Origin of the sequence: Kribbella sp. NPDC005582 (assembly GCF_040605415.1) — a bacterium.
In the GTDB taxonomy this organism is placed as follows: Bacteria; Actinomycetota; Actinomycetes; order Propionibacteriales; family Kribbellaceae; genus Kribbella.
In genome coordinates this window covers 2,078,430-2,103,706 of the sequence record NZ_JBEXCU010000001.1, presented here as the reverse complement: position 1 = coordinate 2,103,706, position 25,277 = coordinate 2,078,430, and the positions used below count along the sequence as shown (strand labels likewise).

Genomic DNA, 25,277 nt, shown 5'->3' with positions numbered 1-25,277 from the left:
TCACTTGCTCTCGTAGAACCGCAGGTAGTCGAACGTCGCGACCGGCGCCGGGTTCGCGCCGGTGAACTCACCGTGCGCGAAGAGCCCGAGCTTCGCCGGGGCCGACAGCACCCACGCCGCACCCCAGGTCCAGTGCTTGCCGTCCACGCTGGTCCCGGCCTGATAGACGTGCTCGCCGGCCGCGTTCTGGTGGTACGCCAGCCGCATCCACTGTGTCGGCGCCGAGCGACCGATCGCAGCGCCGCCATAACTCGTCGCGCCGTCCGACGCCCGAGCCACCAACTCGCGGCCGTACTCGATCTGCCGCGTCTTCCAGATCGCGACGTTGCCGAGCCGCGCGAAGTCGCTGTCGTTCAGGTACGCGATCATCCCGGCCTGCTGATAGTTGCGGACGTCGCCGGACCCGGTGTCGAGGTGCAGCTTCGTTTCCGCGATCCAACTGTCTCCCGCCGGAGTGTTGTGGAACAGCAGCCCGGCATTGTTCCCGCTGCCGACCAGGTCCGCGTTCTCCAACGGCCACGACAACTTGCCGTCGGCAACTACTGCTTTGTCGTCCTTGCGCACCCACGACCAGTCCGCGCCCAACGGACCGTCGAAGTCGTCACCAGCGAGCAGCTTCCCAGTCCTCGGTACGGCGGCCATCCGTCGTACCGGCGGCGCCACCGGGCGCACGGTCAGGTTGTCCACCTCCGCCGACCCGAGCCACCGCACGGGCGCCGCAGCCAGCTTCAAACCCGGTACGACGACCTGCGCCTCGGCGTACACGTCGCCCAACCCGGCATCGTTGACGCGAGCGGTCACCGTGGACCCCGACACCTGGACGATCAGCTTGTTCCACTGGCTTCGATCGAAGTCCGCCGGCAACGGAGCGGACGCCGCACGACGCCCTGCCGCCACCGTGACCTTGCCCTGGGCAACCGCTGCGACGACCTGATGTCCACCGAGCACCGTGCTGAACGACGAGCCCAACCGAACATCAGCCTCGACCCGGATCGAACCACCCGGAGCGGACTTGCGAGTCTGCGCGCCCCCGGAGATCGCCGCGGTCGGTCCGCCGAGCGCGTCACCAGGACGCCGCGCCGCGAACTGAAGACCACCGGCCGGGTCCGTGGCGTCAATCCCCAGACCGGAGCCCGTGACCGGCGCCGGCACTGAACCTTCGGACGGACCGGCACCCGCGCGGGTCCGCGGCCAGCCGTCGATCCAGTCGATCCGATCGATCAGCATCGGCCGCCGGTTGATGCCGAACGGGTCGGTCAGCCACGCCTGATTGCGGTCGATCGCGTGATAGACGATGTGATCCTGCCCCGCGGCGTCCGTCAGGAACGCGTGGTGCCCGGGACCGATCCACTTGTTGCCGTTCTGCGTGATGACCGTCGTCCCACCGACGCGGGACTCCGTCATCGCGACGCCGTCGGCGTCCAGGAACGGACCCTTCGGGGAGCGCGAGCGGCCGGCGAAGACCGAGTAGCCGGTGGTCGGGCCGGCGCAGCAGTTCATCGACGACGCCATCAGGTAGTAGTAGCCGTCGCGGTAGACGACGTACGAGCCTTCGTAGCGGTCGCCGATGGTCACCTGGGTCGGTTCGCCGACCGCGTGCATTCCGTCGGCGCTCAGTTCGGTGACCGAGATGCCGCCGTAGAAACCGCCGTAGTACATGTAGCGCTTACCGTCGGCCGCGGTCAGCAGCGCCGGGTCGATAGTGTTGTAGAAGCCGCCGTTGCCGTCGGACTTCGGCGTGACCACCGGCCCGTCCGAAGCAGTCCACGGCCCGGTCGGCGTCGGCGCGGTGGCGACACCGATCGCGAAGTCACTCCCGGGGTTGGCCAAGGTGTCGGTGACCGTGAAGTACATGACGTACTTGCCGTCGAAGTAGCGGATGTCCGGTGCCCAGAAGAACGAGCCGGGCGCGGCCCAGGACGGCTTGGTCTGGTCGTTGAAGACCGTGCCGAGGTACTCCCAGGAGCTGAAGTCCTTGGTCCGCGCCATGTGCATCAGCCCGAACGGACCATTGGCGACCAGAGGATCCGAGGTGGCGTAGGCGTACCAGTAGCCGTCGCGGCCCTGGATGATCGACGGGTCGGCGAAGGTGTCGGCGAAGCTCGACGAGATCGCGTTGGTGGTGGTCGGCGGTGGCGGCGCGGCGGTCGCGGCCGCCGACGTACCAGCGGCGACCGCGGCGACAGCGAGCGCTGCGGCCAGGAGGCGTTTCGAAGGCACGGGCGGGTCCCCTCTCGAATCACACGGTGAGCTGAATCAGATGCCACGACGCCGGCGGCAGCGTGGCGGTGCAGACGCCGTCGACGATCCCGGTCCCCTCGATCACCCGGGGCACCACCCGGTCCGGTTCGTCGGCGGTGTTCACGGCAGTACGGTCGTCGTCGTACAGGGCCAGGTGCCGGGCGACCCGCAGGCCACCGCCGGCCGGGATCTCCAGGTCGATCTTGTCGGTCTCGCTCCGGTTCACCACGAAGATCGCGATCTCGCCGGTGCTCTCGTCGTACGTCGCGGTGCTCCACAGCGCGGGCACCCGGCCGAACGCGGCCGTGTCGATCTCCGGCCCGTCGCTGATCGCGGTCTGCAGCACGGTCGGACCGGCGTACTGGGCGGTCAGAGCGAACGGATGGAAGATGGTCTGCCGCCACGAGCGGCCGCCGGGTTCGGTCCGGATCGGGCCGATCACATTGACCAGTTGCGCGAGGCAAGCGATCTTCACCCGGTCCGCGTGCCGCAGCAGCGTGATCAGCAGGCTGCCGACGACGACCGCATCGTCGACCGTGTAGGTGTCCTCGATCAGCGGGCTCACCTCGCGGATGCCGAGGCCGAGTTCACCGGGAAAGTCCTGCTGGCGCCAGACGTTCCATTCGTCGAAGGAGAGCGTGATCTCCTTCGTACTGCGCTTGAGCGCCTTGACGTGGTCGGTCGTCGCGATCACCGCCGCGATCATCCGGTCCATCTCCTCGGCCGCGGCCAGGAAGCTCGCCTGGTCGCCGTCGCGAGGTTCGTAGTACGCGTGCAGGCTGATGTGATCGACCAGCTCGTAGGTGCGCTCGAGGACGACCCGCTCCCACTCACCGAACGTCGGCATCCCGCTGTTGCTCGATCCGCAGGCCACCAGCTCGAGGCCGGGATCGACGCGGCGCATCGCGTTCGCGGTCTCCTCGGCCAGCCGCGCATACTCCTCGGCGGTCTTGTGGCCGATCTGCCAGGGCCCGTCCATCTCGTTGCCGAGGCACCACACCGTGATCCCGTACGGCGCCTCGTGGCCGTTCGCGACGCGGCGATCGGGGAGCTCGGTCCCGGCCGGAAGGTTGGTGTAGGAGAGCAGCTCGACCGCCTCCTTGATCCCGCGGGTACCGAGGTTGACCGCCCAGACCGGTTCGACGCCGGCCTTGCCGGCCCAGGCCATGAACTCGTCGGTGCCGAACTGGTTCGGCTCGATCGCCCGCCAGGCCAGATCGAGTTTGCGCGGCCGCTGGTCCTTCGGCCCGACGCCGTCCTCCCAGTCGTAGTTCGAGACGAAATTGCCGCCGGGATAGCGGACGGCGGTCACGCCGAGCTCGCGCACCAGCTCGAGCACATCGGTCCGGAAGCCGTCGGCGTCGGCGGCCGGATGCCCGGGCTCGTAGATGCCGGTGTAGACGCAACGGCCCATGTGCTCGACGAACGAGCCGAACAACCGCCGGTCCAGCGCGCCGACGACGAAAGCCGGATCCACCACGAGCCGCGGCATGAAACCTCCTGCTGAACGAGCATTACAACGTTTACCGGGATTCTTACAACGATTGACTTCCGCGGTAAAGAGTTCGGGCCCGGCGAGCGTGGCACACTCGGGCGACAGGTCTGCACGAGGAGGTATTTATGGCGACCAGGCTGAGCGATGTGGCGGCGCGCGCCGGGGTGTCGGTGAAGACGGTCTCGAACGTCATCAACGACTACCCGCACATCACCGCGCACACCCGGGCCAAGGTCGAGGCCGCGATCGCCGACCTGGACTACCGGCCGAACGTCAGCGCCCGGTCGCTGCGCAAAGGCCGCTCCGACTTCATCGCGCTGGCGATCCCGGAGATGGCTTCGCCGTACTTCGCCGAGCTCGGGGCCGCCTTCTCCCGGGCGGCCAAGAAGCGCGGCATCACCGTACTGATCGAGCAGACCGAGGGCGAGCCGGCCGCCGAGCAGATGGTGCTCGACGGGATGCGCGGCCAGCTGATCGACGGCATCGTCTTCTCCCCGATCACCAGTTCACCGGCGAAGATCAGCGCGGCGGTGGGAAGCGGCAAGCCGCTCATCCTGCTCGGTGAGCGCACCACCGGCGGCACCTTCGACCACGTCGCGGTCGACTCCGTCCAAGCGGCGTACGACGCGACCACCCACCTGATCTCACTCGGCCGACAGCGGATCGCCGCGATCGGTGTTGGTGGCGGCGGCGCGTCGGGCACAGGCGCCGTACGGCGTCGTGGGTATCGGAAGGCGTTGAAGGCGGCCGGACTACCGCACGATCCGGCACTCGAACTGGCCGGGACGGGCTACCACCGCCTGGACGGTGCGGCCTCGATGCGTGCGCTGCTGGAGTTGCCCGAGCCGCCGGACGCGGTGTTCTGCTTCAACGATCTGCTGGCTCTCGGCGCTTTGCGTACCTTGGCTGACGCTGGGTTGTCGGTGCCGGACGATGTGGCCGTGGTCGGCTTCGACGACATCGAGGACGGCCGGTACCACTCGCCGTCGCTGACCACGATCTCGCCGGACAAGGAGTGGCTGGCCGAGCAGACCGTCAGCCTGCTCCTCGAGCGGATCGCCGGGACCGGTGAGGATGCTCGACGCACCCTCACCGTCCCTTACACATTGGAGATTCGCGAATCGACGGCTGGCTCAGAAAGCCGCTGAGCAGGCCGTCAGGTTGGCGGTGACACTGCCGCCGCGGGCGACGGTGATCGAGCGGGTCTCGAGCACCTGACCGCTCGGACGTTCACAGGTCAGCGTCCAGGACTCCGTGCCGCCGCCGTTCTGGATGGTGATCGGCCGCGTCGACGGGTTGGTGTGCCACGTGTAGGTGCCACCCGCGGGCACCGTCATCGTGGTCTCGAGGACGTCGGGCAGCTGAGTGCCGTTCCACGTCTTGGTGGTGAACGACTTCTTCAACCGCAGTACGGCGCCGGCCGGGCCGGTCCCGGTGACGACCGAGTGCCGGGCCGGGTTGATCGTGGACTCGGCCGCGATCAGGTACGCCTCACGGTTGCCCTTGCCCGCCGTACTGCCGGAGCCGTTGTAGTAGTTCACGACGTTCGAGAAGGCCGGGTGGAAGCTGCTCGCCCCGTGCTCGAAGGTGAACCCGAGCCCGCCGGTCGCGTAGTACGACCAGTCCTCGGTAGTGCCGGTGGTGTCGTACAACTGGTAGGCCTTCTGGCTGGTGTAGCCGTTCTGCGCGGCCAACTGGTCACCGAGCGCCTTGTACATCGTCTCGTCCGGAGTGTTCGCGGCCGCGGCATAGCCCGGCTCACGCAGGACGAGGTTCGAGTACGTGTGGTTGGTGATCAGCGTGGTCACCTGATGCGCGGAGACCAGCGCCTGGATGTTGCGGGTCTCCGGCTCACTGAACGCGCTTGCCCCGCGGTAGGTCTCCGAGGTCAGGCTGGTCGACGCGCCCGGACCGCCCCAGAAGCCGGAGTAGTTCCGGTTCGGGTCGACACCGCGGGACTGGTTCGACGACTGCGCGCACTGACCCGCGGTCGGGATCTGACCATTGGTGATCCGGCAGTTCTTCCGCTTCATCTCGTAGCCCAACGTGCGGCTGAGGTTGAAGCCGTCCGGGTTCACCACCGGGACGATGATCACCTTGGACTTCTCCAGGATGTTCGTGATCCGGGTGTCGCTGCCGTCGTTCTTCAGCAGGTCGTAGGCGAACTCGATGGTCAGCTCACCCGACGGCCACTCGCGGGCGTGGTGCAGACCCATCATCAGGAAGACCGGCTTGCCGCTGCTGGTCGCGACGTCGTGCGAGATCTCCAGGCCCTGCACGGCCCGGCCCTCGAGCGACTTCTCCTTGAGGGTGATCAGCTTCGCCGTGGTTGGGTACTGCTGCGCCAGGCTCGCCAGGTTGCTGGTGAAGTCGGCCAGCTGCCGGTACGCCGTCCGCCCGCTCGGCAAGGTGGCCAGAACCGCCTTGTTACGCACGGCTTTCGCGTACTCCGCGTCGGCCTTCTCACGCTCGCGATCAGCGCCCTCGAGGTCGTCCTCCAGCACCGACCAGGTGAACCCGGCCAGTCTCAGCAGCCGGAGATCACTCTTGCCATAGGCAACAATATCGGTGTACGTCGGTCCGGCCGACTCGGCCTGGTCGAGATCCAGGCTGGTCAGTCGCTTGCGGTCGGACTGCGTCGGGGTGTTGACCCGGAGCAGCTGGATCAGCTCGTCGTTCTGCTCTGCCACGGCCTTGCGGTCCGGTGGCGCCGAGGCCTGCACGGTGGCAGGCAGTTGGCTCCCGGCACCGACGGCGAGGACGGCCGCCAGTGCGAGGGGAACGAGTCGAGTCCATCGGGCGGGACGGAACACGATGACCTCCAGTAGTTGAGGCATTGCATGCGGTAACTGGAGACTAGAGGTCGCTTCGGTCCCGGGGAAGCGATTGGCCGCGCGGCGAGGGCTAACCTTCGTCGCTCAGCCCGGCGAGCTGCTTCGCCAGACCGCGGGTCGCCGAGTGCGAGCCGGCCACCAGATGCAGTACGGCGTTGCGCAGCGGCCGGACCGGACGCGGCACATTGGCCAGCCGGGTCAGCCGGTGGGCGAGCGCGATGACGCGGACGGCTTCGGCACGAGCCTGCTCGGCATACCGATCGAGACTCTCGTCGCCGGAGGCGAGGGCACCCGAAGTGGACGCGTCAGAGGCCCGTCCATCCGCCTTCAGCGCGACGGAGATCGCGTCGGCGAGGGCGATCGCATCACGCAGACCGAGGTTCATGCCTTGGCCGCCGGCCGGGCTGTGCGTGTGGGCCGCGTCGCCGGCCAGGAGCACTCGACCGGCGCGATAGCTGTCTGCCACCCGCTCATGGATCCGGAACCGCGATCCCCAGACGACCTCGGTCACCTTCGGCGCGCCGGTCCGCGGGCCGCGCTCGGCGAGCAGCCGCTGGGCGTACGCGAGGTCCGGATGCTCCGGCGCCTCGGCCACCTCGGCGACCAGCCGGAACGAGCCGTCCGCGAACGGTGCGACCACGAGCAGCCCGGCCGAACCGAAGTACAGGGCGACCTCGTCGGTGCGCAGGCCGGCATCGACGCGAACGTCCACCAGGCTGCAGGACAGTGAGAGCGTGTCACCAGGCATGGTGATCCCGGCGAGCTCGCGGATCGTGCTGTGCATACCGTCGGCGGCGACGACGTACTTCGCGTCGATGACTTCACCGGAGTCGAGCGTGACGTGGGCACCGGCGTCGTCCTGGGTCAGCGCGACAGCGCTCCGCGGCCGCAGCACCTCCCCGCCGAGCTCGATCAGCCGATCCAGCAGCACCTGCTCGGTGACGGGCTGCGGGATCATGAGCGTGAACTGGTAGTCGGACGGCAGCTCCCGCATGCTGACCGGCACGAGCACCCGGTCACCCTCCCGGATCGTGAAGTCCTGCAGCGGCAGTCCCAGCTCGATCAGGCGGTCCGCAACGTCGATCTGCTTGAGCACCTCAAGCGTCCGGGCATGGATGACCGCGGCCCGCGAGGTGTTCGCCCCGGCGGCCAGCCGGTCGACGACCACGACGCTGTGCCCGTGCTGCCGGAGTGCGGCACCCGCGGCGAGCCCGACCGGGCCTGCCCCTACGACGACGACATCGACGGTCATCCCTGCCTCCTTTATCAACGCTTGTTGACTTCGACGATAGCACGGAAGTCAACAGCTGTTGGCATATGCTGCAGCCATGGCACAACGGAAGTCCGAGCGGACGCGAGCGGGGATCCTGGCCGCGGCCCGCGAGCGGTTCGGCGCCGACGGCTACGAGCGCGCCACGGTGCGCGCGATCGCGGCCGACGCGGCGATCGACCCGGCGATGGTGATCCGGTACTTCGGCAGCAAGGAGAAGCTGTTCGCCGAAGCGGCCGAATTCGATATCCGGCTCCCCGATGTGAGCGGCGTACCGGCTGCCGAGGTCGGTACGACGCTGGTTCGGCACCTGGTCGCGCGGTGGGAGGAGGACGACACCTTCCGGGTGCTGCTGCGGACCGCGGCGACCAACGAGAGCGCGGCCGAGCGGATGCGGCACGTGTTCGCCACTCAGCTGGCTCCGACGCTGGCCGGCTTGGCCGTGGATCAGCCCGCGCTACGGGCCGGACTGGTCGCCACGCAGGCTCTGGGCTTCGCGTTGTGCCGCTACATCCTGCAGTTGCCACCTGTGACCGCACTGACGGCGGACCAGGCTGTCGCCTTCCTCGCGCCGACGATCACGCACTACCTGACGGCACCGCTCAGCGCGGAGTGAGCCAGTGGGCAACCGCGGGCAGCGTCTCCTCGAGCGGAGGCAAGTGCGGGTGCCACTTGGTCTCCCACTCGAGCGAGAGCGGGTAGTCGGTGCCTTCGAGCGCCCGGAGCAGGTCCTGGATCGGGAAGTCGCCGTCCTCGATCGCCACCGGTCGATAGTTCTGCGTCGAGTCGCTCTGCTTGATCTGAACGAACTCCAGCCACGGCTGCAGCAGCGCGAAGGACTCGGCCGGCGTCTCGCCGTGCGACCAGGTATGCGCGCTGTCCCAGATCACCCGCACGTTGTGCCCGGCGACGTTCGAGTCGATCAGGCTCAGCAGGGCGGCCATCTTCCGGCCGGCCGAGTGCGAGTCGTGGGTCTCCAGCAGGATCCGCGCTTCCTTCGGCGCGGTCGCGATCCGGTCCAGTGCCCGGAATTCGCCGGCGCTGGGGGAGTCCGCCGTATCGGTTTCGTCTCCGGGGAAGACGCGGACGCCACGGGCGCCCAGGTCGGCGGCGAGCTCGAGGTGCGCCTCGAGCGGCTGCTCCTCGACCGCGCAGAGCTTCACGTAGCTGCTGACCGCGAGGATCTCGAGACCGGCGTCCTCGATCCGGTCACGCAGCTCGCGCCGCTCAGCCGCGGAGAGCCCGGTGTGGGTGAACTCCTCGGGCGCGGCGCGCAGCTCGAGACCGGTCGCTTTGTTGCTGAGGGCAAGCTTCAGGACGTCGTCCAGGGGTGCACCGTGGCACCCCAGGGTCGAGAAGGCGAGCGGCACGATCAGGTCCAGCGCCGGCGCGGGTGGGTCCGCGGACCGGTGGGCTGCTCCTGCTCCGACGGCGGCTCCTCCGGCGCGTACTCCGCCGGCTGCTGCCCATAGGTCTCGCTGCTGTAGCCGTAGTTGTCGTACGACGGCGTGGGCTCGGTGCTGCTCGAGTAGTCCGAGCCGCTGTACGAGGTCGGGCTGTACGAGTCGTAGGACGGGGTCGACGGCTCGTACGCGCTGCTCGTGTAGTCCGAGTTGTACCCGTACTGGCCCGCGTCGTAGCTCGTGTACTCCGAGTCCGAGCTGTACGACGAGGTGTACTCCGTCGCCGGCGTCTCGTACGACGGGTAGCTGGACGACTCGTACGACGAGCTCCCGTACTCCGAGCCGTACGTCGTCGCAGGCTCCGGGCTGTACGACGGCTCCGGCCCGTACTGCGGGACCGAGGGGAGCGGCTTCGACGGTGTCAGGAAGTCGTCCGGCGGCGGCGTCGGCTCGTAGTACCCACTGGAGGCCGGCTCGTGCGACGGCGGGTAGACGCTGTGCGACTCCGTCGAGTGGATCACCGACGGGCTGTCCACCGCGACCCGAGCGGCCCTGCGACCAGCGCGCGCAACGGGCGCGGGCTCAGGCTCGGGTGCGGGCTCGATCGACGGCGAGGCCGTCGAAGTCAGGTAGTCCGACGTCGTCTCGTACGACGTGTACGGCTCGGCGTAGCTGCTCGCCCAGGACGGCTCCGGGTCGGCCTGCTGCTGCGGCTGGTACGCGTACGGATCCGGCTGGACGGTGGTCTGCGCCGGCTCGTCGCTCATCCACCGGCTCTTGGCCGCGGCCAGCGGGTCCTCGTCGGCCGGGTTGTTGAGGAACTCGCTCCAGGACGGCTTGAGCGGCTGGTACGCCGTCTGCTCGGCCGTGCTGCTGGTGTCGTCCTGCCAGGTCGACACCGCGTCGAACTGCTCGGTGGCCGGGCCGGCGTCGACGGACTGGTTGTTGTCGTGCCAGCTCTCCGCCGGGGCCGGTGCGAACGGGCTCCACTTGGGCGCCTCTTCCGCAGGCTCCAACGGGCTACCGCCGTGGAAGGCGGCCGCGCCGTCCCCGGGGAACGCGCTCGCGGCGGCCGCGAACGGGCTACCGGCCACCGGACCTGCCTCAGCCGCCGGGAGCGAGCTGCCGCCCAGCGGACCGGGCCCGGCCGGCGCAGCGAATGGGCTGGCGGGTGCGCCACCGCCGGCGAGCTGCAGCTCCGGCTGCCGCTCGAGCCGGCGGGTCGGCGACGAGGCGAGACCGACCTGGGCCGAGGTGGCGATCGGCTCGGCGATGGCCGGCTGCTCGTCGGTGTCGTCGTTGGCGTAGGTCGGGACCGCGGTCAGCTTCGGCTCGCGCTGGTCCCACCACGGGGTCCACTCGCGCTCGGTCTGCATCGCGGTGATCTTGCGGATGACCAGGGTCGCGGCCACGGCCGACACCGCGGTCAGCAGCAGCGACGCCGTACCGGCGAAGGCGATCCCGCGCAGGGAGCCGACGGTCGCCTCCATCCACATCAGGAAGCGGCGGACGACGACGTCGAACGTGAGAGCGCCGATCCAGGCGACCCACCACACGGAGGTGAGGGCCGGCGGCCTGAATCGGCGCAGGTCGTCGGTGTAGACCGGAGTCTTCGGATCGCTCGCGAGCCAGACGTCGTCGACGATCTGTTTCGGGTACCAGAGGTTCGGGCCGGGCACGAACCAGCTCGCCAGCACCCAGCCGTGGCTGCGGCGGTGGTCGGCCTGGCAGAACACCTCGGAGTTGACCCGGGAGCGCCACAACCAGATGACGAAGACGACCGCGGCCGCGACCGAGATGATCACGTTCGGGATCGCGGTGACCTTGGCGATCGCGTCGGCCCGGTTGAGGTCCGCGTCGTCGACGTTCGGCATCCCACCCAGGTAGCGGTGGACCACGGAGTACGTGTTCCAGTCGGACCAGGTGGAGAGCAGGTGCGTGACAGTCGACGCGCCCAGCAGTCCGATCGCGATCTTGCCGACCGTTCCTACCTGCTGGAACTCTTCAGTCGCGTGCGGCTGCCACTCATCGTCTGGGCTCTGTACGGATGACAGAACTGTGGGTTGCGGGTGGCTCACGTCGTGCGTCCCTCGCGTTGCCGGAACTCCGTCTGTTAGTCGGTTCGGCCAGAACCTGCCCCCGCATGACCGAGCCACATTGATACCACGAAGTAGGTATGCCAAGGGAGCCGGTCCCAGCACGGAGGGTGTCGACTTAACGTGTTCTTTTCGTACGGCCATCACCTCATGTAACGAGGAATTCGACACGGTGTAACGGTTTGGTTTACCGCGCAGGAGGTTGGAACCCCTGTTGCGCCTGATCGACCGACCACCACGGCACCCAGGGCCGGTTCGTCTGCAGGTCGTCGATGCGCGCGATCAGCTGGACGGCGAGCACCGCGGCAGCCGAGGTGGACAGCGCCGAGATCGTCGACAGGATCACGTTGGTCCGCAGCTCGCCGACCGTTGTCGCCCCGGCGAGGACACCGCGCTGCACGATGTTGCCCGACACCAGACCGACCACCCAGGTCAACCACCAGGCCCAGACCAGCCGCGTGCCCGGCAGGTCGCGCAGCGACTCGGTGTGCGGCGGCGTCTGCGGATCGCTGGCCGCAACGATGTCGTCCACCACCTGCTTGGGGTACCAGAGGTTCACCACCGGGCAGATCCAGCTGCCGAGCACCCAGCCACGGGTGAACCGGTGCTCGCCGCGGCAGAACATCTCCGCGTTCCACCGGACTCGCCAGAGCCAGACGATGAACACCGCGGCCGCCGCGAACAGCGCGATCCCCGACACGATCCCCAGCGACCCGGAGAACAGGTCCGCCTCCGCGAGCCGGTCCGGATCGTCGCCGTACCGCTCGACCGTGCGGAAGGAGTACCAGTCCGACCAGGTGGTCGCCCAGGTGGTGAGCGTGACGATCCCGATCAGCACGGAAGCTGCCAGGCCCATCGTTCGCTCGGAACTGAACCATCGGTCCAGCGGCGGTTGCGGCGGCCGGCTCGGCATGGATCAGATGTAGCACAACTCCGCGTGACCGGGCGAGAACATCATGTCGCCGCTCGCTGGTGTTTCGTGACAAACGTCGGAGGAGCGGACGCCGTACCGGCTCTAGATTTTCGACATGACGCAGCGGAGGCCGTGGCTGACTGCGGCGGTGTTCGTGGTGACCCTGGCCTGTGGGATCGCGCAGTTGCTGCACCGCCCGCTGTACGACGTCGTGGTGCGCGACCCGGCTCGGATCAACGATGGGCAGTGGTACCGGCTGGTGACGGCCATGTTCTTCCAGGACGGCTGGGCGGCCGGACTGATCACCAACCTGATCCTCCTCGCGGTGCTGGGCTCGGTCGCCGAGCGAGTGTTCGGGCGGGGGCGCTGGCTGGTGCTGTACTTCGGCTGCGGCCTGTTCGGTCAGTTGATGAGCTACCTGTGGCTGAACCCCGTCGGAGCCGGGAACTCGATGTGCTGCGCCGGGCTGCTGGGCGCACTCGCGTACGTCGCTCTGCGGCCACCCGCGGGTCTTGCCGTGCAGCCCCACCTCCGGATCATGGCGATCGCGGTCCCCGTGCTGGCTGTCGTCGGCACGGTCCTGCACGACAACCACGGGCTCCCCGCGCTGCTCGGGATCCTGCTGGCGTTCCTGATGCGGCAGAAATTGTCGGTGGCGCCGTAGAAGATGGGTGTCATGCGCTGGTCTGTGGTCGACTCACCGATCGGGGAGCTGTCGCTCGCCGTGGACGAGACCGGCTTGTGCCGGGTGGCTTTTCAGATACCTTCCCCGCCCCGCCGCCCCGAACGCCAGCGGCTCGACCGGCCGGCGGAGTCGGATCCGCTGCTGACCCGGACCGCCGAGCAGCTCGCGGCGTACTTCGCCGGTGAGCTGCAGGAATTCGACCTGCCGCTGTCAGTGCGCAGCGGCACGGAGTTCGAGCGCGCTGTCTGGACCCAGCTCTCCAAGATCCCGTACGGCGAGATGCAGACGTACGGCGATGTCGCGAAGATCGTGGCGAAGGACGTGGGTGCGTCCCGAGCCGTCGGGACCGCCTGCAACCGCAATCCGCTGCCGATCGTGGTGCCCTGCCATCGGGTCGTCGGGGCCGGCGGGAAGATGGTCGGCTTCGGCGGTGGGATCCCGACCAAACGGCATCTACTCGAGCTCGAGGCCCGGGTCAGCCTCGAGACCCTGTGGTCCTGAGCAGACACGCAGCGAAACCTGACGAAGATCTGACACCGACATAGCCTCGTGCGGCGCGCCTCGTTGGACATCACAGGACTACCGTTGCTAACAGCGATCGGATCGTCACGTTTGAAGTGAGCGATTCAGTCGCGGCCACCTCCTGCCTCGGAAGACGCCCATATGACGAAGACTCGTACGATCGCCCACCCCCACCCCCACCCCGACCTGAGCGCGCTGATGGACAAGAGCGCCGAGGAGTGGTCCGCTCCCGAAATCCAGGACGCCGCGCGCGAGGCGATGCAGACCCACGCGCCGGACCGCGAACCACTCACTCGCACCAAGCGGTTCGGCATCCTGCCCTGGATGCACCGCAACCACGCGCTCTGCACGCACTGCGGCGGCACGTATCCCTGCATCACCCACCGCTACGCCAGCCAGTTGCTCTCCGCGGGTCGCTACACGATGGCCGGCGGTCCGCACCCCGAGCCGGCGGACACCACCGCCACCTGATCCGAACACCGCGAAGGGCCGCTTCCCACCTGGAAAGCGGCCCTTCGTGATTGCGGTGTTAGCTCAGGAGTCCGACGGCTTGCTCTCCGTCGACTTCCTCGGGGTGGGGGCCTTCTTGGCCGTGCCGTTCGACGCGGCCTTGACCTCGTCGGCCGGCTTGGTCTCTTCAGCCTTGGTCTCGGCCGTGGGGGTCTCCGCCTTCGGAGCCTCCGGCTTCGGCGTGTCCTGCTTCGGGGCCGTGTGGCCGTTCGAGCTCTCCGGGCGCGGGGCCGCGGCAGAGCTGTAGTCACGGCCGCTGGTCGGCGTCGACTGCCAGGCCGGCTCCGGCGGCGTCAGCAGCTTCTTCACGGCCGCGGCGGCCAGCGCGCCGAAGCCGAGCAGCAGCACTGCCGTGCGGAGCTTGTGGCTCTTCTTCGGCACCTCGAGCTCACCGCGCAGCGCGGCCTTGGTGGCCTTGCCGCGACGCGAGCTCTCCTCGATGACCGGCTCGGCCGCCGCTGCCAGCGACGCGAGCGCCGCGGACACCTTCGGGAGCACGTCGTCGTTGAACCGCTCGCGGGCCTTCTCGGCCGCGTGCTCGGTGGCCGGTCCGACCTTCGACAACGCGTCGTCGATCCGCGGTCCGGCCTTCTCGACCGCCACGTGGGCCAGGTGCGCACCCCGCTCGACAGCCTTCTCGGCGTACGGCGACACCTTCTCCCGTGCAGTGCCCACGGCCGGGCCGAGCTTCTCCGATGCCGTCTCGGCGAACGGCCGGACCCGGTCCTTCGCGATGTCGATCCGGCCCTTGGACTTCCTCAAACCCACAATTCCTCCATGGACGCAACTGATACCGCTCTGGACAAATCCGGTCTCATCTGCATCGTATCCGTACCCACCTGTCAAACCCCCGGTACCACGGAATCTTGCGTGGACGTGACAGGATCGATGGCGTCAGATGTAACTACCGAGGAGTGACTCCCGTGGCCGAAGAGCTGTACGCAACCCTGCAGACGACGAAGGGTGACGTCGTCATCCGGTTGTTCCCCAACCACGCACCGAAGACCGTGGAGAACTTCGTCGGCCTGGCCGAGGGCACCAAGGAGTGGACCGACGCCCAGACCGGGCAGCCCAGCCACGAGAAGTTCTACGACGGCCTCGGCTTCCACCGCGTCATCGAGGGCTTCATGATCCAGGGCGGCTGCCCGCTCGGCACCGGCACCGGCACGCCGGGCTACTCGTTCGACGACGAGATCCACCCGGAGCTCCAGTTCGACCGGCCGTACCTGCTCGCGATGGCGAACGCCGGCATCCAGTTCGGCAAGGGCACAAACGGCTCGCAGTTCTTCGTGACCGTGACGCCGACGCCGCACCTGAACCGCAAGCACACGATCTTCGGCGAGGTCGCCGACGACGAGTCGCGCAAGGTCATCGACGCGATCGCCACCGTGCCGACCGCGGCCGCCGACCGCCCGATCGAGCCGGTCGTCATCAACCACGTGGTCATCGAGCGCAAGAACGCCTGATCCACCCCCCGCGGGACCGGTCCGACAGGCCGGTCCCGTTCGCTTCCCTCTCGGAGGACCCCGCGTGACGACCGCATCCGTCTGCTACCGGCACCCGGACCGGCCCGCCGGTGTCCGCTGTCAGCGCTGCGAGCGCCCGATCTGCCCGGCCTGTATGAACAGTGCCGCGGTCGGCTTCCAGTGCCCGAGCTGCTTCAACGAAGGCGTGAAGTCGATCCCGCGGACCCGGACGTCGCTCGGCGGGATCCAGCGCGGGAACCCCCAGGTCATCACGATGACTGTGCTCGCGCTGAACGTGCTGGTGTTCATCGCGGTTCGGGTCGGCAGCCCCCGGGTGCTGAACGATCTGGTGCTCTTCCCGGTGCTGGTGGAGACCGAGCCGTGGCGGCTGCTCACGTCGGCCTTCACCCACGTGCAGATCTTCCACATCTTCTCGAACCTGTTCATGCTGTGGCAGATCGGCCCACCGCTGGAGCAGATGCTCGGCCGGCTGCGGTTCACGATCCTCTACCTGCTGTCCGCCCTCGGCGGCGGCGTCGCGGTGTGGCTGATCAGCTCGCCCACTTCGGCCACCCTCGGCGCGTCCGGCGCCGTGCTCGGCCTGGTCGGCGCCCTGCTCGTGGTCAGCCGCGCCCGCAACCTCGACGTCACCTGGATCCTCGGCTACGTCGCCGTCACGGCCGTGCTCTCCTTCCTGATCCCGAACATCTCCTGGGAAGGTCACCTCGGCGGTTTCGTGACCGGCGCGGCCGTCGCCTGGCTGTTCCTGCAGGACACCGAGCGCCGCCGCAAGAAGGTGGCCCGCTAAAACGGGCTAGGCCACAATTGGTGCTCGGTTCGATCAAGAACCGTGACACTCGCCCGCCGGGCTGGGTCTAATCGAAGCACGTCCCGACGGGGGACCCAGGCGGTTAGGACAGTTCGATGAGCCCACGAGCAGTGGACAAACGCGCCCGGCCGGGCAATGAGCCGGCCCAGTTACCTGAGAACGAGGCAACTGTCTCCGAACTCGTGCCAGAGGTATCGCTCATGCAGAGCCGCGTCGTAGGCCTGCTGCACGGTGCCACCTCCCGCAACGGCCTCCAGCAGGAGCAGGTGCGAGGCCTCGGGGGCGTGCATCCCGGTGACGAGGCCGTCGACGACGGCAGCGGGATGGTCGGGACCGAGCACGAGGTCGGTCCAGCCGCGGGCAGCGACGACTGACCCGTCGGCCGCGACCGCCGACTCGATCGCCCGGACCGCAGTGGTACCCACTGCCACGATGCGACCGCCGTTGCCCTTCACCCAGTTCACCAGCCGTGCGGTGTGCTCGGGTACGTCGTACCGCTCGGGCAACGGCGGTTCGTGGCTCTCCAGCGAGGAGACGCCGCAGTGCAGCGTGATCGGTGCGATCAGCACTCCCTGCGCGGCCAGGTGGCTCACCAGTTCGAAGCTGAACGGCCGGGCCGCACTCGGCATCTCCGCACTGCCGGGGTCGCGCGCGAACACAGTCTGGTACGACGCCAGCGGCCAGCGCCGACTCACGTAGCTATAGGTGATCGGGCGCCCGTGCCGGTGCAGGTAACCGACCATGTCGGTCACCGGCGGCTTGGCCCGCCAGAGGCGATTGGACTCTGGCTGATAGGGAGCCATCAGAGTGAGGAGTCCGCGTGGGAGCTCCACCTGGTCGCCCGCCGTACCGCCGAGCATCGGTGCGCCATCGCTACGCAGCTCGACCACCCAGTTGCCGTCGTCGAGGGCTGTCGAGAAGTGCACAACGACGGCGCCCCTGATCCACTTGCCATCGACTGCGGCCGGCAGCGTGCCGGAGGTGTTCACCAGCAGCAGATCACCGGGCCGAAGGTGTTCTCCGATCCGATCGAAGCGGGTGTGCGTGACGGTCGACCCCTCCGCGACCAGCAGCTTCACCTGATCCCGCGACAATCCTCTGGCCTCTGGCGGCTCGGTGGCGTTGAGCGAATCCGGCAAGACGAATCTCGTGTGTGGCTGGAGAGTCACGGTGTCACCGCCGGCGCGAACTCCGCAGCCCGGTAGCGACCGCTCGCCGGCCGCTGGTCCAGCAAGGCCAAGAACGCCGGTACGACGCTCGCCGGCTCCGGGCGGTCCGAGATGTCCTCACCCGGGAACGCGGCCTGGTGCATCGCGGTGCGCAGGTCACCCGGATCGACGGCGTACACGGCGAGCGATGGGTGCTCTGCCCCTAGGACTCGGGATGCGTGGTCGAGTGCGGCCTTGGACGAGCCATAACCGCCCCACGTCTCATAGGGCTCGACTGCGGCATCGGAACTGACGTTGACGACCACACCGGTCGCCGTGGTGAGCGCCGGAAGCAGAGCCTGGGTCAGAGCGATCGGCGCGACCACATTGACCTCGTAGACACGACGTAGCTCGTCGAGGTCCGCAGAACCCAGTGCCTGCAGGGGACTGGGCCCGAGATAGCTCGCGTTGTTGATCAGCAGGTCGAGGCGGCCGAGCTCGCCGATCACGTCGGCCAGATCGGCGCGGTGCTGAGCATCGGTCACATCACCGGCCAGCGGTACGACGTCGGTGCGGTCGGCCAGGGCGTCGGCGGCATCCTTTAGCGCATCTGCGCCGCGAGCATCGATCACCAGCGCCCAGCCCCGGTCGGCCAGCCCGTGGGCCAATGCGAGTCCGAGGCCGGCCGAAGCACCGGTGATGAGAGCGACAGGACGGTTGGCGGGTTCTGGAGTCATGCCCGCAACTGTCATACCTCAAGTGAACTTTAGGTCAAGAGGATGCCGGGATTGAGCACTCGCGACGGATCCAGCACGCTCTTGACCGCCTGCAGCAGCTCGACCGCCAGCGGGCCGATCTCGGCTGCGTAGGCCTCGCGGTGGTCAGCGCCGACACCGTGGTGATGACTGATCGTGCCGCCGGTCGCAGCGATCGCAGCGTTCGCTGCGAGTTTCGCCTTGTGCCACTGGGCGATGGGCTCATCGGTCTGCGCGCAGATGATGGTGAAGTACAGCGAAGCGCCGGTTTCGTACACATGCGACACGTGGCAAAGCACCAGCGGCGGAGTGCCCTGCTCGCTCAGCGCCTTCACCAGCGCCTCGGTCACAGCGGCCTTCAGCGCGGGGATGCGCGACCAGAACGCCGCAGTCTCGAGTGTTTCGACCAGTGCGCCTTCGTCGAGCAGTGGATCGCGCAGGTACGGCGCTTTGTACCGCCCGATCCGCCAAGCCTCACCCGCTTCCGCACCAAGGTTCTGGCCGCCCGCAGCGGTCAACACGTCAGCAGTCGCCTGCTGATAAGGACCGTCGAAGCCGATGATCGCCAGTACGCCGCCTGCTCCGTCCGGATGGTTCACCGCGGTCTCGGCTTCGTCCGACAGCCGGAGCACGGTCGGCAACGGCCCGTCCTGCGCCAATCGCCGTACGGCGGTCAGTCCGGCGTCGAAGGTGTCGAACCGCCAGCCCTCGAAGTGCCGGTCCGTCGGCCGCGGGCGGATCCGGACGACGACCGAGGTGATGATGCCGAAGGCACCCTCGGAGCCGAGCACCAGCTGGCGCAGATCCGGACCGGCCGCGGACATCGGCGCCCGACCGAGCTCGACCGTGCCGCGGGGCGTTGCGAGCGTCAGCCCGACCACCATCTGGTCGAACCGCCCATAGCCTGCGGACGACTGCCCGCTCGAGCGGGCGGCGGCGTACCCACCGATGCTCGCGCCTTCGTAGGACTGCGGGAAGTGGCCGAGCGTGTAGCCGTGCTTGGCCAGCAGCGCCTCGGCCGCGGGACCACGCACCCCCGCTTGCAGCGTCGCCGTCCGCGAGATGTCGTCGACCTCGACGAGTTGGTCCAATCGGCGCAGGTCCACGGTCACGAAGCGCCGCGACGCCGCGAGCCCGCCGACGACCGACGTACCGCCCGAGTAGGGCACCACGGCCAGGTCGTGCTCGGCGCAAGCAGCCAGTAGCGCCAGGACCTCGTCATGGTCAGCGGGAAAGACCACTGCGTCGGGCATGTCCGAGGTGTCGCCGGCGCGATGCCGCAGCAGGTCCGGCGTGGAGTAGCCCCGGGTGTGCGCCCAGCGCGCGGCCAGATCCGTCGAGACGTGCTCCGCGTCGACAACGCCGGCCAGCACGGCCACCTGCTCGGCGCTCAGCCCCCGCCGATCCGCCGGAGCGACCGGCCCAGCCTCGGGTCGCCGGACGCCAAGGTGCTGAAGCGCCGCCAGCGCAGCCGCCGGAACCTCGACCGAGACCTCGGGATCACCCCAGCGTCCGGGCGTGAGTTGCACCACCGGGAGGTCGGACTCGGTCATTGCTGTCTCCCCATCGCGCGATCGGCGGGGTAGCGTCCTGGGCAGATGAAACCCCTGATCCCACCTGCCCAGGACTGTCTGGAACGTCGAGTCGCTGATACACTCTGACGTGTGATGTCTCAGCGTAGCAGCGAATCAGGGTCCGAGACCAGCAGTCGTCCCACGCCCGCGAATGCGATCGGCGAGGAGCGGATCCTGGACGCGGCGTACGAGTTGCTGCTGGCGATCGGGATGCGCCGGATGACGATGGCCGATATCGCCCGGCACGCGGAGGTTTCGCGGGCCACGCTCTACCGCCGCTGGCCGAATGTGCAGGCCGTGGTCGCCGCCCTGATGACGCGGGAGTGGACCACCGCGCTGATGTCCGCCTTCCAGCCGGATGCCGCCGACGGCCGCACCCGCTTGGTCGAGGGTGTGGTCGAGGTCGTCGCGCACACGCGCGTGCACCCGCTGATGCGCAAGATCATCGAGCTCGATCCCGAGTTCCTCACGCCGTACCTGCTGGAGCGCCGGGGCAGCAGCACGGTCGCCCACCTCGCACTGGTGGAGGAGGGCGTGAAGGCCGGGCAGTCGGACGGTTCGATCCAGGGCGGCGATCCGGTCTGGATCGCCCGGCAGATCATCCTGGTGGCGCTGGCCTCGGCCGTCTCCGGGCCCGTGATGGCCGCGAAGGACGAGTACCCGAAGCTCGACGAGCAGCTGCGCGACATGCTGACGAGGTACCTGCAGCCGTGATGACCGTGGGCAACGCCAGCCTGAACGCGGCGCGCCGCGCCCGTGAGCTCGACTGGCTGGAGACGACCGGCAAGGTCGACGTCCTGGTGATCGGCGGTGGCGTCACCGGCGCCGGCGTCGCGCTGGATGCGGCCGCTCGGGGTCTCACCGTTGCCCTGGTGGAGAAGCACGACCTGGCCTTCGGGACCAGTCGCTGGAGCTCGAAGCTCGTCCACGGCGGTCTGCGCTACCTGGCCTCGGGCCACGTGGGCATCGCCTACGAGAGCGCTGTCGAGCGCGGCATCCTGATGAAGACGACCGCGCCGCATCTCGTCCATCCGGTCCCGCAGCTCGCGCCCTGGCTGCCGCAGGCCAAGGCCTCGCAGGCAGCGCTGTTGCGGGGTGCCTTCCTCGGCGGCGACATCCTGCGCACGGTCGCTCGGACCAGCGACGACTACCTGCCGCACTCCCGCCGCGTCAGCTCCGCGGAGGTCCTGCGCTACGCACCGACCCTGCGGCCGGAGGGACTGCGTGGCGGCTTCCTCACCTGGGACGGCCAGCTGTACGACGACGCTCGCCTAGTGGTCGCGATCGCCCGGACAGCCGCCCAGTACGGCGCCCGCGTGCTGACCCGGGTCTCGGCCACCGAGGTGACCGGCCAAGGTGCAGTGCTGATCGACCAGCTGACCGGACACCGGATGACTGTCGACGCGAGCGTGGTGATCAACGCGGCCGGCATCTGGGCCGGACAGATCACCGACGGCATCAAGCTCCGGCCGAGCCGCGGCACGCATCTGGTCTTTCCACAGGCAGCCTTCGGTGGCCTGTCCGCGGTGCTCACCGTGCCGGTGCCAGGCGAACTGCGCCGGGTGGTGATGGCGATTCCCGCGCCGGACGACCGCGTGTACGTCGGTCTGACCGACGAGGACGCGCCTGGTCCGGTGAGCGACGTACCGCGGGCGACCGACAGCGAGATCGACTTCCTCCTCGACACGATCAACCGCGCGGTGCAAACACCGCTCACCCGCGCCGATCTGCTCGGCACGTACGCCGGACTGCGCCCGCTGCTCGACACCAAGCACGGCAACAAGACGGCCGACATCTCCCGGCGGCATGCGGTGATCACCGGCTCGGACGGGCTCGTGACGATCGTCGGCGGCAAGCTGACCACCTACCGCCGGATGGCGCAGGACGCCCTCGACACCGCGCTCGCCCAATCGACGCTGGACGCCCGTCCCTGTCAGACGCATCGGATCCCGCTTGTCGGTGCGGCCGATCGAGTGCGGCTGGCTGCCGTGGCCGCTCCGCCCCGCTTCGTCCACCGGTACGGCGTCGAGGCGCCGCAGGTGATCGCCGCGGCCGGCGCCGTAGTCGATCCGATCGCGCCCGGTCTCAAGACGACGTACGCCGAGCTGCTGTTCGCCGTGCGGCACGAGGGCGCGCTCGACGAGGACGACGTACTGGATCGGCGGACCCGGATCGGGCTGTCGGCCGCTGACCGGGAGCTGGCCCTGCCTGCGGTCCGGGAGGCATTCGCGGCGGTCTGATCGCTCCCTTCCCGGGATACCGTTGTCCGCGGGGAGGGCCGTCGATGACACAGCCGTACTATCCGGCGCCGGGGCACGTGCCGTACCAGGTTCTGCCGCGCTACCGGCAGCTGCGTACGTTCGCTGTGGTCGCCATCGTGCTGATGGGGCTGACCGCGCTGGTCGCGGTGCTCCAGTCGGTGCTGATGTGGCGTTCCTACGACAAGGTCAAGAACTTCATCTTCCTGAACCTCACCGAGGACGAGCTGGACGGCGCGATGAGTGCGGCCGTCGGCGGCGGCTGGGTGGTCAACATCCTCGGCTATCTGCTGTTCGGGACGGCGATCGCGTACCTGCTGTGGCTCTGGTACGCCCGCGAGAACACAGACTTCTTGAACTCCCCGCTGGCGCCGCGGCCGCCGGTGCGACCAGGTCAGGGTTTGCATCGGCGGAGCTCCGGTTGGGTCGTCGGAGCGTGGTTCTGCCCGATCGTCCAGTTCTGGTACCCGCTCCAGGTCGTCCAGGACGTCGTCGCGGCCAGCGAGCCGCTGGAGCAGCCAGGTGCGGCAAAGACCCCGCAGATCCGCACCCTGATCTACAGCTGGTGGGTGGGCTGGGTCGGCTACTGGGTGATCATCCTCGCCGGTCTGCTGACCGCAGCCGTGGGCACGATCGCGTTCATCGTCCAGCTGGTCGACGTCACCGAAGACCGCGACCGCTCGGTCGCCTTCTACGGCTTCCAGGACGTCATGGTCCAGGTAGCTCTCTGGGTTGACATCGGCTTCTCGGTCGCGGCCCTGTTGCTGATGGTCGCCACGGTGGCCATGGCGCTGCTCATGCTGCAGGTCGGCCGGTGGCAACAGCAGCAGGTGACGTTGCCGCCGATGGCACCGGTCCAGGACTTCCGGCCGCCGAGCTTCCCGTCCTACCGCCCGATGTCGTAGAGCACGGCCGCGGTCGCGTCGTCGTAGCGTTTCCACCGGATCGTTTCCGCGGCTTCGTCGTACTGACGGACTCGCCGGATGAGCGCCGCCGGTCCCTCGGTCGTCAGCACGTTCATCAGGTCGTCCCAGCTGCGGCCGTAGCGTTCGGCGTACCTGGAGGCGCCATCACTCAGTACGCCGATCGCCGCTACCTCGGCGGGGTCCGTCGTACCGGTGACAGCTTGGTACGCCGCTGCCGGGTCAGTACTCGCCACCCAGAAACCGCCGGGTGCGTTCCGGAGGCGGCGGACGCTCTCCACCGTCCGCTCGGGCAACTCTTCGAGCCGGTCGTCGCTGTGGACAGTGATGACGCCGTCGGGCGAGCGGTAGACGACAGGTGAGTCGGCCAGCACCAGATGCTCGATACCGTCCGGCCTGACGCGCACCATGGCCACCGTGGACGACGGACTGTCCCGGTTGGTGAGGTCACAGCCGTCCGCGTGCTCAGCGCAGACCGCAGCGATCGCCTCAGCCAGTACGTCGGCCAGCGGCGCCGTCGACGCGGTCAGCAGCGGAGGTGCGACGTACCGGACGATGCGGCCGACCAGCCAGGACACTGTGTGCCGGCAGCCGGAGTCGATCCCGGCGAACGGAGTGGCGCCGTCGAGCACGACTGCGAAGTCAGGTCCGGTCAGAACGAAGTCTTCGTTCACCGCAGGCGGTCGGCGATCCGGTGCGGGCTGGCAGCTCGAGCGGATCTCCACCTGCTCAGTCTGCCGTGGAAGCGGCCCAACTGTCGGCGAGCGCCTGGTCGAGCGCGATCTTGGGCGACCATCCGATCCGCTCACCGATCAGTCCGATGTCGGCCTGCTGCCATGGCTCACCGAGAGCGCCGTCGTGCGCCGGGTCGTCGACGATCCGGGCCGGCTGCCCGCTCAGCTCGAACAACTGACCGGCCACGTCGCGCGCCAGCGTCGCGCGACCGCTGCCGATGTTCAGCACCGCGGGCAGCTTGTTGTCGGTGAGGGCGACGGCGACGACCGCCTCGGCGACGTCGCGGACATCCACGAAGTCTCGCCAGACGTCGAGCGCGCCGACATCGATCTGCTGCCGGTCGCGGAGGTCCTGGATCACCCGGCCCGTCACGGTCGTCACCGGTGCACCTGGCCCGAGGACATCGAACAGCCGCAGCACGACGGCATCGGCGCCGTTGCGCTGGGCCCGGACAACGAGCTCCGAACCGGCCAGCTTGGTCAACCCGTACGGCCCGGCCGGCCGTAGGTCCGCTCCCTCCGACTGACTCGCGCCGTGCGGACCACCGCCGTACTCGGCGGCTGATCCGAGGTGGACGAAACGGGCGTGCCCGGCGTTGTCGCGGGTCGCGGCCAGCAGCGCCTCGACCGCGGTGACGTTCGCGGCGACCAACTCGGACGCGTCACCCGACGCGCAGCCGACGGCGTTGATCACCACCGTCGGTTTGTAGAGACCGATCTGGGTCTCCAGGGCGTAGGAATGCATCGTGGCCAGGTCGCAGCGCAGGTGCGGCTCACCCCGATTCCGGCTCAGTCCGCGGTACTCGACGCCCCGATCGGCGAGCAGCGCACAGATCCGGGCACCGAGGAAGCCACTCGCGCCGAACACCATCACCCGCTCAGATCCGCTCACCCTTCCATCGTGCGGCCCGTACTTGAACGTTCTCCGGCGGCGCCATCACAACCTGACTCGTAAGCATCACAACTGTCTGTCGGACGCGCGTGGGAAGGTGAGGGGATGGCGAGCAGGCAGGGTGGGCGGAGTGCGGTCCCGACGGAGTCGACGGTGCGGGACTGGGAGGATCCGGAGCTGTCCGGGCAGACCCAGCGGCGGGTGCTGTTCATCGACACCGACCTGACCGAGGTGGAGAACCGCGGCGGGGTGTTCGAGGAGTGCACGTTCCGCGGGGTGCGGTTCAACGCCTCGACGCACACCGACGCCGCGTTCGTGAACTGCACGTTCGTCCGGTGCTCGCTGTTCGACACCACGTTCACCGGCTGCAAGCTGGTCGGCAGCTTCTTCGACGACTGCACCTACAACCTGCTGAAGGTCTCCGGCGGCGACTGGTCGTTCACCGGCCTGCCCGGCGCGGACCTGCGCGGCACGGAGTTCCGCGGCACGAAGCTGCGCGAGGCCGATCTGACCGGCGTCCGCGCGGCGAAGGCCGTCCTGCGGGACGTCGACCTGTCCGGCGCATCGCTCCAGCGCGCCGACTTCACCGGCGCCGATCTGCGCGGTTCAGAGCTGTCGACGCTCGACCCGCTCACCGTCGGACTCAAGGACGCGCGCATCGATTTAACCCAGGCAATGGTCATCGCGAGCGCTCTGGGACTGGATGTGCGGCCCTAGCCTGTGGATAAC

Annotated in this window: 24 protein-coding genes; 11 read left to right on the top strand and 13 right to left on the bottom strand. The window is 68.7% G+C overall.

Annotation, left to right across the window (positions count from 1 at the left end; translation table 11 throughout):
* Positions 1-2,220, bottom strand: coding sequence for a family 43 glycosylhydrolase (locus ABZS29_RS10455; RefSeq protein WP_355460451.1), 2,220 nt, complete (start codon positions 2,218-2,220; stop codon positions 1-3).
* A gap of 19 nt (positions 2,221-2,239) precedes the next feature.
* Positions 2,240-3,733, bottom strand: a complete 1,494-nt coding sequence (locus ABZS29_RS10450) for an alpha-N-arabinofuranosidase (protein WP_355460450.1) — start codon at positions 3,731-3,733, stop codon at positions 2,240-2,242.
* Between the two features lie 128 nt (positions 3,734-3,861).
* Here ABZS29_RS10450 and ABZS29_RS10445 point away from each other — a divergent pair, with 128 nt between their 5' ends.
* Positions 3,862-4,884, top strand: coding sequence for a LacI family DNA-binding transcriptional regulator (locus ABZS29_RS10445; protein ID WP_355460449.1), 1,023 nt, complete (start codon positions 3,862-3,864; stop codon positions 4,882-4,884).
* On the opposite strand, the gene ABZS29_RS10440 is transcribed toward ABZS29_RS10445, so the two are convergent.
* Both ABZS29_RS10440 and ABZS29_RS10435 read right to left on the bottom strand, forming a co-directional pair.
* Positions 4,870-6,573, bottom strand: a complete 1,704-nt coding sequence (locus tag ABZS29_RS10440; protein ID WP_355460447.1) for a M14 family metallopeptidase — start codon at positions 6,571-6,573, stop codon at positions 4,870-4,872. The two genes, ABZS29_RS10445 and ABZS29_RS10440, sit on opposite strands and share 15 nt — an antisense overlap.
* Positions 6,574-6,640: 67 nt before the next feature.
* The gene (locus ABZS29_RS10435; protein WP_355460445.1) at positions 6,641-7,822 is read right to left on the bottom strand and encodes an NAD(P)/FAD-dependent oxidoreductase; all 1,182 of its coding nucleotides are present in this window, start codon (positions 7,820-7,822) and stop codon (positions 6,641-6,643) included.
* Positions 7,823-7,898: 76 nt separating this feature from the next.
* Here ABZS29_RS10435 and ABZS29_RS10430 point away from each other — a divergent pair, with 76 nt between their 5' ends.
* Complete coding sequence (locus ABZS29_RS10430) at positions 7,899-8,456, top strand: TetR family transcriptional regulator (RefSeq protein WP_355460443.1); 558 nt, start codon at positions 7,899-7,901, stop codon at positions 8,454-8,456.
* Here ABZS29_RS10430 and ABZS29_RS10425 read toward each other — a convergent pair.
* The 3 genes from ABZS29_RS10425 to ABZS29_RS10415 all read right to left on the bottom strand — a co-directional run bounded on the left by ABZS29_RS10425 (position 8,443) and on the right by ABZS29_RS10415 (position 12,195).
* The gene (locus ABZS29_RS10425) at positions 8,443-9,210 is read right to left on the bottom strand and encodes a sugar phosphate isomerase/epimerase family protein (RefSeq protein ID WP_355460442.1); all 768 of its coding nucleotides are present in this window, start codon (positions 9,208-9,210) and stop codon (positions 8,443-8,445) included. The two genes, ABZS29_RS10430 and ABZS29_RS10425, sit on opposite strands and share 14 nt — an antisense overlap.
* Positions 9,211-9,212: 2 nt before the next feature.
* Positions 9,213-11,321, bottom strand: a complete 2,109-nt coding sequence (locus ABZS29_RS10420) for a DUF4328 domain-containing protein (protein WP_355460440.1) — start codon at positions 11,319-11,321, stop codon at positions 9,213-9,215.
* A gap of 205 nt (positions 11,322-11,526) precedes the next feature.
* Entirely contained in the window at positions 11,527-12,195 is a 669-nt protein-coding gene (locus tag ABZS29_RS10415) for a DUF4328 domain-containing protein (RefSeq protein ID WP_355460438.1), read from the bottom strand.
* Between the two features lie 172 nt (positions 12,196-12,367).
* Here ABZS29_RS10415 and ABZS29_RS10410 point away from each other — a divergent pair, with 172 nt between their 5' ends.
* From ABZS29_RS10410 to ABZS29_RS10400, 3 genes are all read left to right on the top strand, one after another.
* Positions 12,368-12,916, top strand: coding sequence for a rhomboid family intramembrane serine protease (locus ABZS29_RS10410; protein WP_355460436.1), 549 nt, complete (start codon positions 12,368-12,370; stop codon positions 12,914-12,916).
* Positions 12,917-12,928: 12 nt separating this feature from the next.
* Complete coding sequence (locus tag ABZS29_RS10405) at positions 12,929-13,438, top strand: methylated-DNA--[protein]-cysteine S-methyltransferase (protein ID WP_355460434.1); 510 nt, start codon at positions 12,929-12,931, stop codon at positions 13,436-13,438.
* 162 nt (positions 13,439-13,600) lie between these two features.
* A complete protein-coding gene (locus tag ABZS29_RS10400) occupies positions 13,601-13,930 on the top strand; it encodes a hypothetical protein (RefSeq protein WP_355460432.1) in 330 nt (109 codons plus the stop codon).
* 63 nt (positions 13,931-13,993) lie between these two features.
* On the opposite strand, the gene ABZS29_RS10395 is transcribed toward ABZS29_RS10400, so the two are convergent.
* Positions 13,994-14,737 (bottom strand): DUF5324 family protein, encoded by a 744-nt coding sequence (locus ABZS29_RS10395; RefSeq protein ID WP_355460430.1) that lies wholly within the window; start codon positions 14,735-14,737, stop codon positions 13,994-13,996.
* A 167-nt stretch (positions 14,738-14,904) separates the two neighbouring features.
* Between ABZS29_RS10395 and ABZS29_RS10390 the strand changes: the two genes are divergently transcribed.
* On the top strand, positions 14,905-15,435 hold the full coding sequence (locus tag ABZS29_RS10390) for a peptidylprolyl isomerase (RefSeq protein ID WP_355460858.1): 531 nt from the start codon (positions 14,905-14,907) through the stop codon (positions 15,433-15,435).
* Between the two features lie 64 nt (positions 15,436-15,499).
* Positions 15,500-16,243 (top strand): rhomboid family intramembrane serine protease, encoded by a 744-nt coding sequence (locus ABZS29_RS10385; RefSeq protein WP_355460428.1) that lies wholly within the window; start codon positions 15,500-15,502, stop codon positions 16,241-16,243.
* Positions 16,244-16,413: 170 nt separating this feature from the next.
* Here ABZS29_RS10385 and ABZS29_RS10380 read toward each other — a convergent pair whose 3' ends face one another.
* Genes ABZS29_RS10380 through ABZS29_RS10370 form a run of 3 tightly spaced genes read right to left on the bottom strand, consistent with a single transcriptional unit; the run spans position 16,414 to position 19,720 of the window.
* Positions 16,414-17,433 carry an S-adenosylmethionine:tRNA ribosyltransferase-isomerase gene (locus tag ABZS29_RS10380; protein WP_355460427.1) on the bottom strand — a complete coding sequence of 340 codons (1,020 nt, stop codon included), beginning with the start codon at positions 17,431-17,433 and terminating at the stop codon, positions 16,414-16,416.
* Positions 17,430-18,149: an SDR family NAD(P)-dependent oxidoreductase gene (locus ABZS29_RS10375; RefSeq protein WP_355460425.1), complete on the bottom strand. Its 720-nt coding sequence runs from the start codon at positions 18,147-18,149 to the stop codon at positions 17,430-17,432. Before ABZS29_RS10375 ends, ABZS29_RS10380 begins: the two co-directional genes overlap by 4 nt.
* Positions 18,150-18,178: 29 nt before the next feature.
* Positions 18,179-19,720 (bottom strand): FAD-binding oxidoreductase, encoded by a 1,542-nt coding sequence (locus ABZS29_RS10370; RefSeq protein WP_355460423.1) that lies wholly within the window; start codon positions 19,718-19,720, stop codon positions 18,179-18,181.
* 114 nt (positions 19,721-19,834) lie between these two features.
* Here ABZS29_RS10370 and ABZS29_RS10365 point away from each other — a divergent pair, with 114 nt between their 5' ends.
* The 3 genes from ABZS29_RS10365 to ABZS29_RS10355 are packed head-to-tail and all read left to right on the top strand — an operon-like array spanning position 19,835 to position 22,904.
* Positions 19,835-20,455, top strand: coding sequence for a helix-turn-helix domain-containing protein (locus ABZS29_RS10365; protein ID WP_355460421.1), 621 nt, complete (start codon positions 19,835-19,837; stop codon positions 20,453-20,455).
* Positions 20,455-21,981: a glycerol-3-phosphate dehydrogenase/oxidase gene (locus tag ABZS29_RS10360; RefSeq protein ID WP_355460419.1), complete on the top strand. Its 1,527-nt coding sequence runs from the start codon at positions 20,455-20,457 to the stop codon at positions 21,979-21,981. Before ABZS29_RS10365 ends, ABZS29_RS10360 begins: the two co-directional genes overlap by 1 nt.
* A gap of 44 nt (positions 21,982-22,025) precedes the next feature.
* On the top strand, positions 22,026-22,904 hold the full coding sequence (locus tag ABZS29_RS10355) for a DUF4328 domain-containing protein (RefSeq protein WP_355460417.1): 879 nt from the start codon (positions 22,026-22,028) through the stop codon (positions 22,902-22,904).
* On the opposite strand, the gene ABZS29_RS10350 is transcribed toward ABZS29_RS10355, so the two are convergent.
* Both ABZS29_RS10350 and ABZS29_RS10345 read right to left on the bottom strand, forming a co-directional pair.
* On the bottom strand, positions 22,886-23,647 hold the full coding sequence (locus ABZS29_RS10350; protein WP_355460415.1) for a protein phosphatase 2C domain-containing protein: 762 nt from the start codon (positions 23,645-23,647) through the stop codon (positions 22,886-22,888). The genes ABZS29_RS10355 and ABZS29_RS10350 overlap by 19 nt on opposite strands.
* 4 nt (positions 23,648-23,651) lie before the next feature.
* Positions 23,652-24,548, bottom strand: a complete 897-nt coding sequence (locus ABZS29_RS10345; protein WP_355460414.1) for an NAD(P)-dependent oxidoreductase — start codon at positions 24,546-24,548, stop codon at positions 23,652-23,654.
* Between the two features lie 105 nt (positions 24,549-24,653).
* On the opposite strand from ABZS29_RS10345, the gene ABZS29_RS10340 reads away from it, so the two are divergent.
* A complete protein-coding gene (locus ABZS29_RS10340; RefSeq protein WP_355460412.1) occupies positions 24,654-25,265 on the top strand; it encodes a pentapeptide repeat-containing protein in 612 nt (203 codons plus the stop codon).
* The last annotated feature ends 12 nt before the right edge of the window (positions 25,266-25,277 follow it).

Excerpts from the sequence above, each read along its gene's own strand:
- ABZS29_RS10450 (WP_355460450.1), bottom strand. The coding sequence starts at position 3,733 with ATGCCGCGGCTCGTGGTGGATCCGGCTTTCGTCGTCGGCGCGCTGGAC.
- ABZS29_RS10445 (WP_355460449.1), top strand. The coding sequence starts at position 3,862 with ATGGCGACCAGGCTGAGCGATGTGGCGGCGCGCGCCGGGGTGTCGGTG.
- ABZS29_RS10440 (WP_355460447.1), bottom strand. The coding sequence starts at position 6,573 with ATGCCTCAACTACTGGAGGTCATCGTGTTCCGTCCCGCCCGATGGACT.
- ABZS29_RS10435 (WP_355460445.1), bottom strand. The coding sequence starts at position 7,822 with ATGACCGTCGATGTCGTCGTCGTAGGGGCAGGCCCGGTCGGGCTCGCC.
- ABZS29_RS10430 (WP_355460443.1), top strand. The coding sequence starts at position 7,899 with ATGGCACAACGGAAGTCCGAGCGGACGCGAGCGGGGATCCTGGCCGCG.
- ABZS29_RS10415 (WP_355460438.1), bottom strand. The coding sequence starts at position 12,195 with ATGGGCCTGGCAGCTTCCGTGCTGATCGGGATCGTCACGCTCACCACC.
- ABZS29_RS10410 (WP_355460436.1), top strand. The coding sequence starts at position 12,368 with ATGACGCAGCGGAGGCCGTGGCTGACTGCGGCGGTGTTCGTGGTGACC.
- ABZS29_RS10405 (WP_355460434.1), top strand. The coding sequence starts at position 12,929 with ATGCGCTGGTCTGTGGTCGACTCACCGATCGGGGAGCTGTCGCTCGCC.
- ABZS29_RS10400 (WP_355460432.1), top strand. The coding sequence starts at position 13,601 with ATGACGAAGACTCGTACGATCGCCCACCCCCACCCCCACCCCGACCTG.
- ABZS29_RS10375 (WP_355460425.1), bottom strand. The coding sequence starts at position 18,149 with ATGACTCCAGAACCCGCCAACCGTCCTGTCGCTCTCATCACCGGTGCT.
- ABZS29_RS10370 (WP_355460423.1), bottom strand. The coding sequence starts at position 19,720 with ATGACCGAGTCCGACCTCCCGGTGGTGCAACTCACGCCCGGACGCTGG.
- ABZS29_RS10365 (WP_355460421.1), top strand. The coding sequence starts at position 19,835 with ATGTCTCAGCGTAGCAGCGAATCAGGGTCCGAGACCAGCAGTCGTCCC.
- ABZS29_RS10360 (WP_355460419.1), top strand. The coding sequence starts at position 20,455 with ATGACCGTGGGCAACGCCAGCCTGAACGCGGCGCGCCGCGCCCGTGAG.
- ABZS29_RS10355 (WP_355460417.1), top strand. The coding sequence starts at position 22,026 with ATGACACAGCCGTACTATCCGGCGCCGGGGCACGTGCCGTACCAGGTT.
- ABZS29_RS10340 (WP_355460412.1), top strand. The coding sequence starts at position 24,654 with ATGGCGAGCAGGCAGGGTGGGCGGAGTGCGGTCCCGACGGAGTCGACG.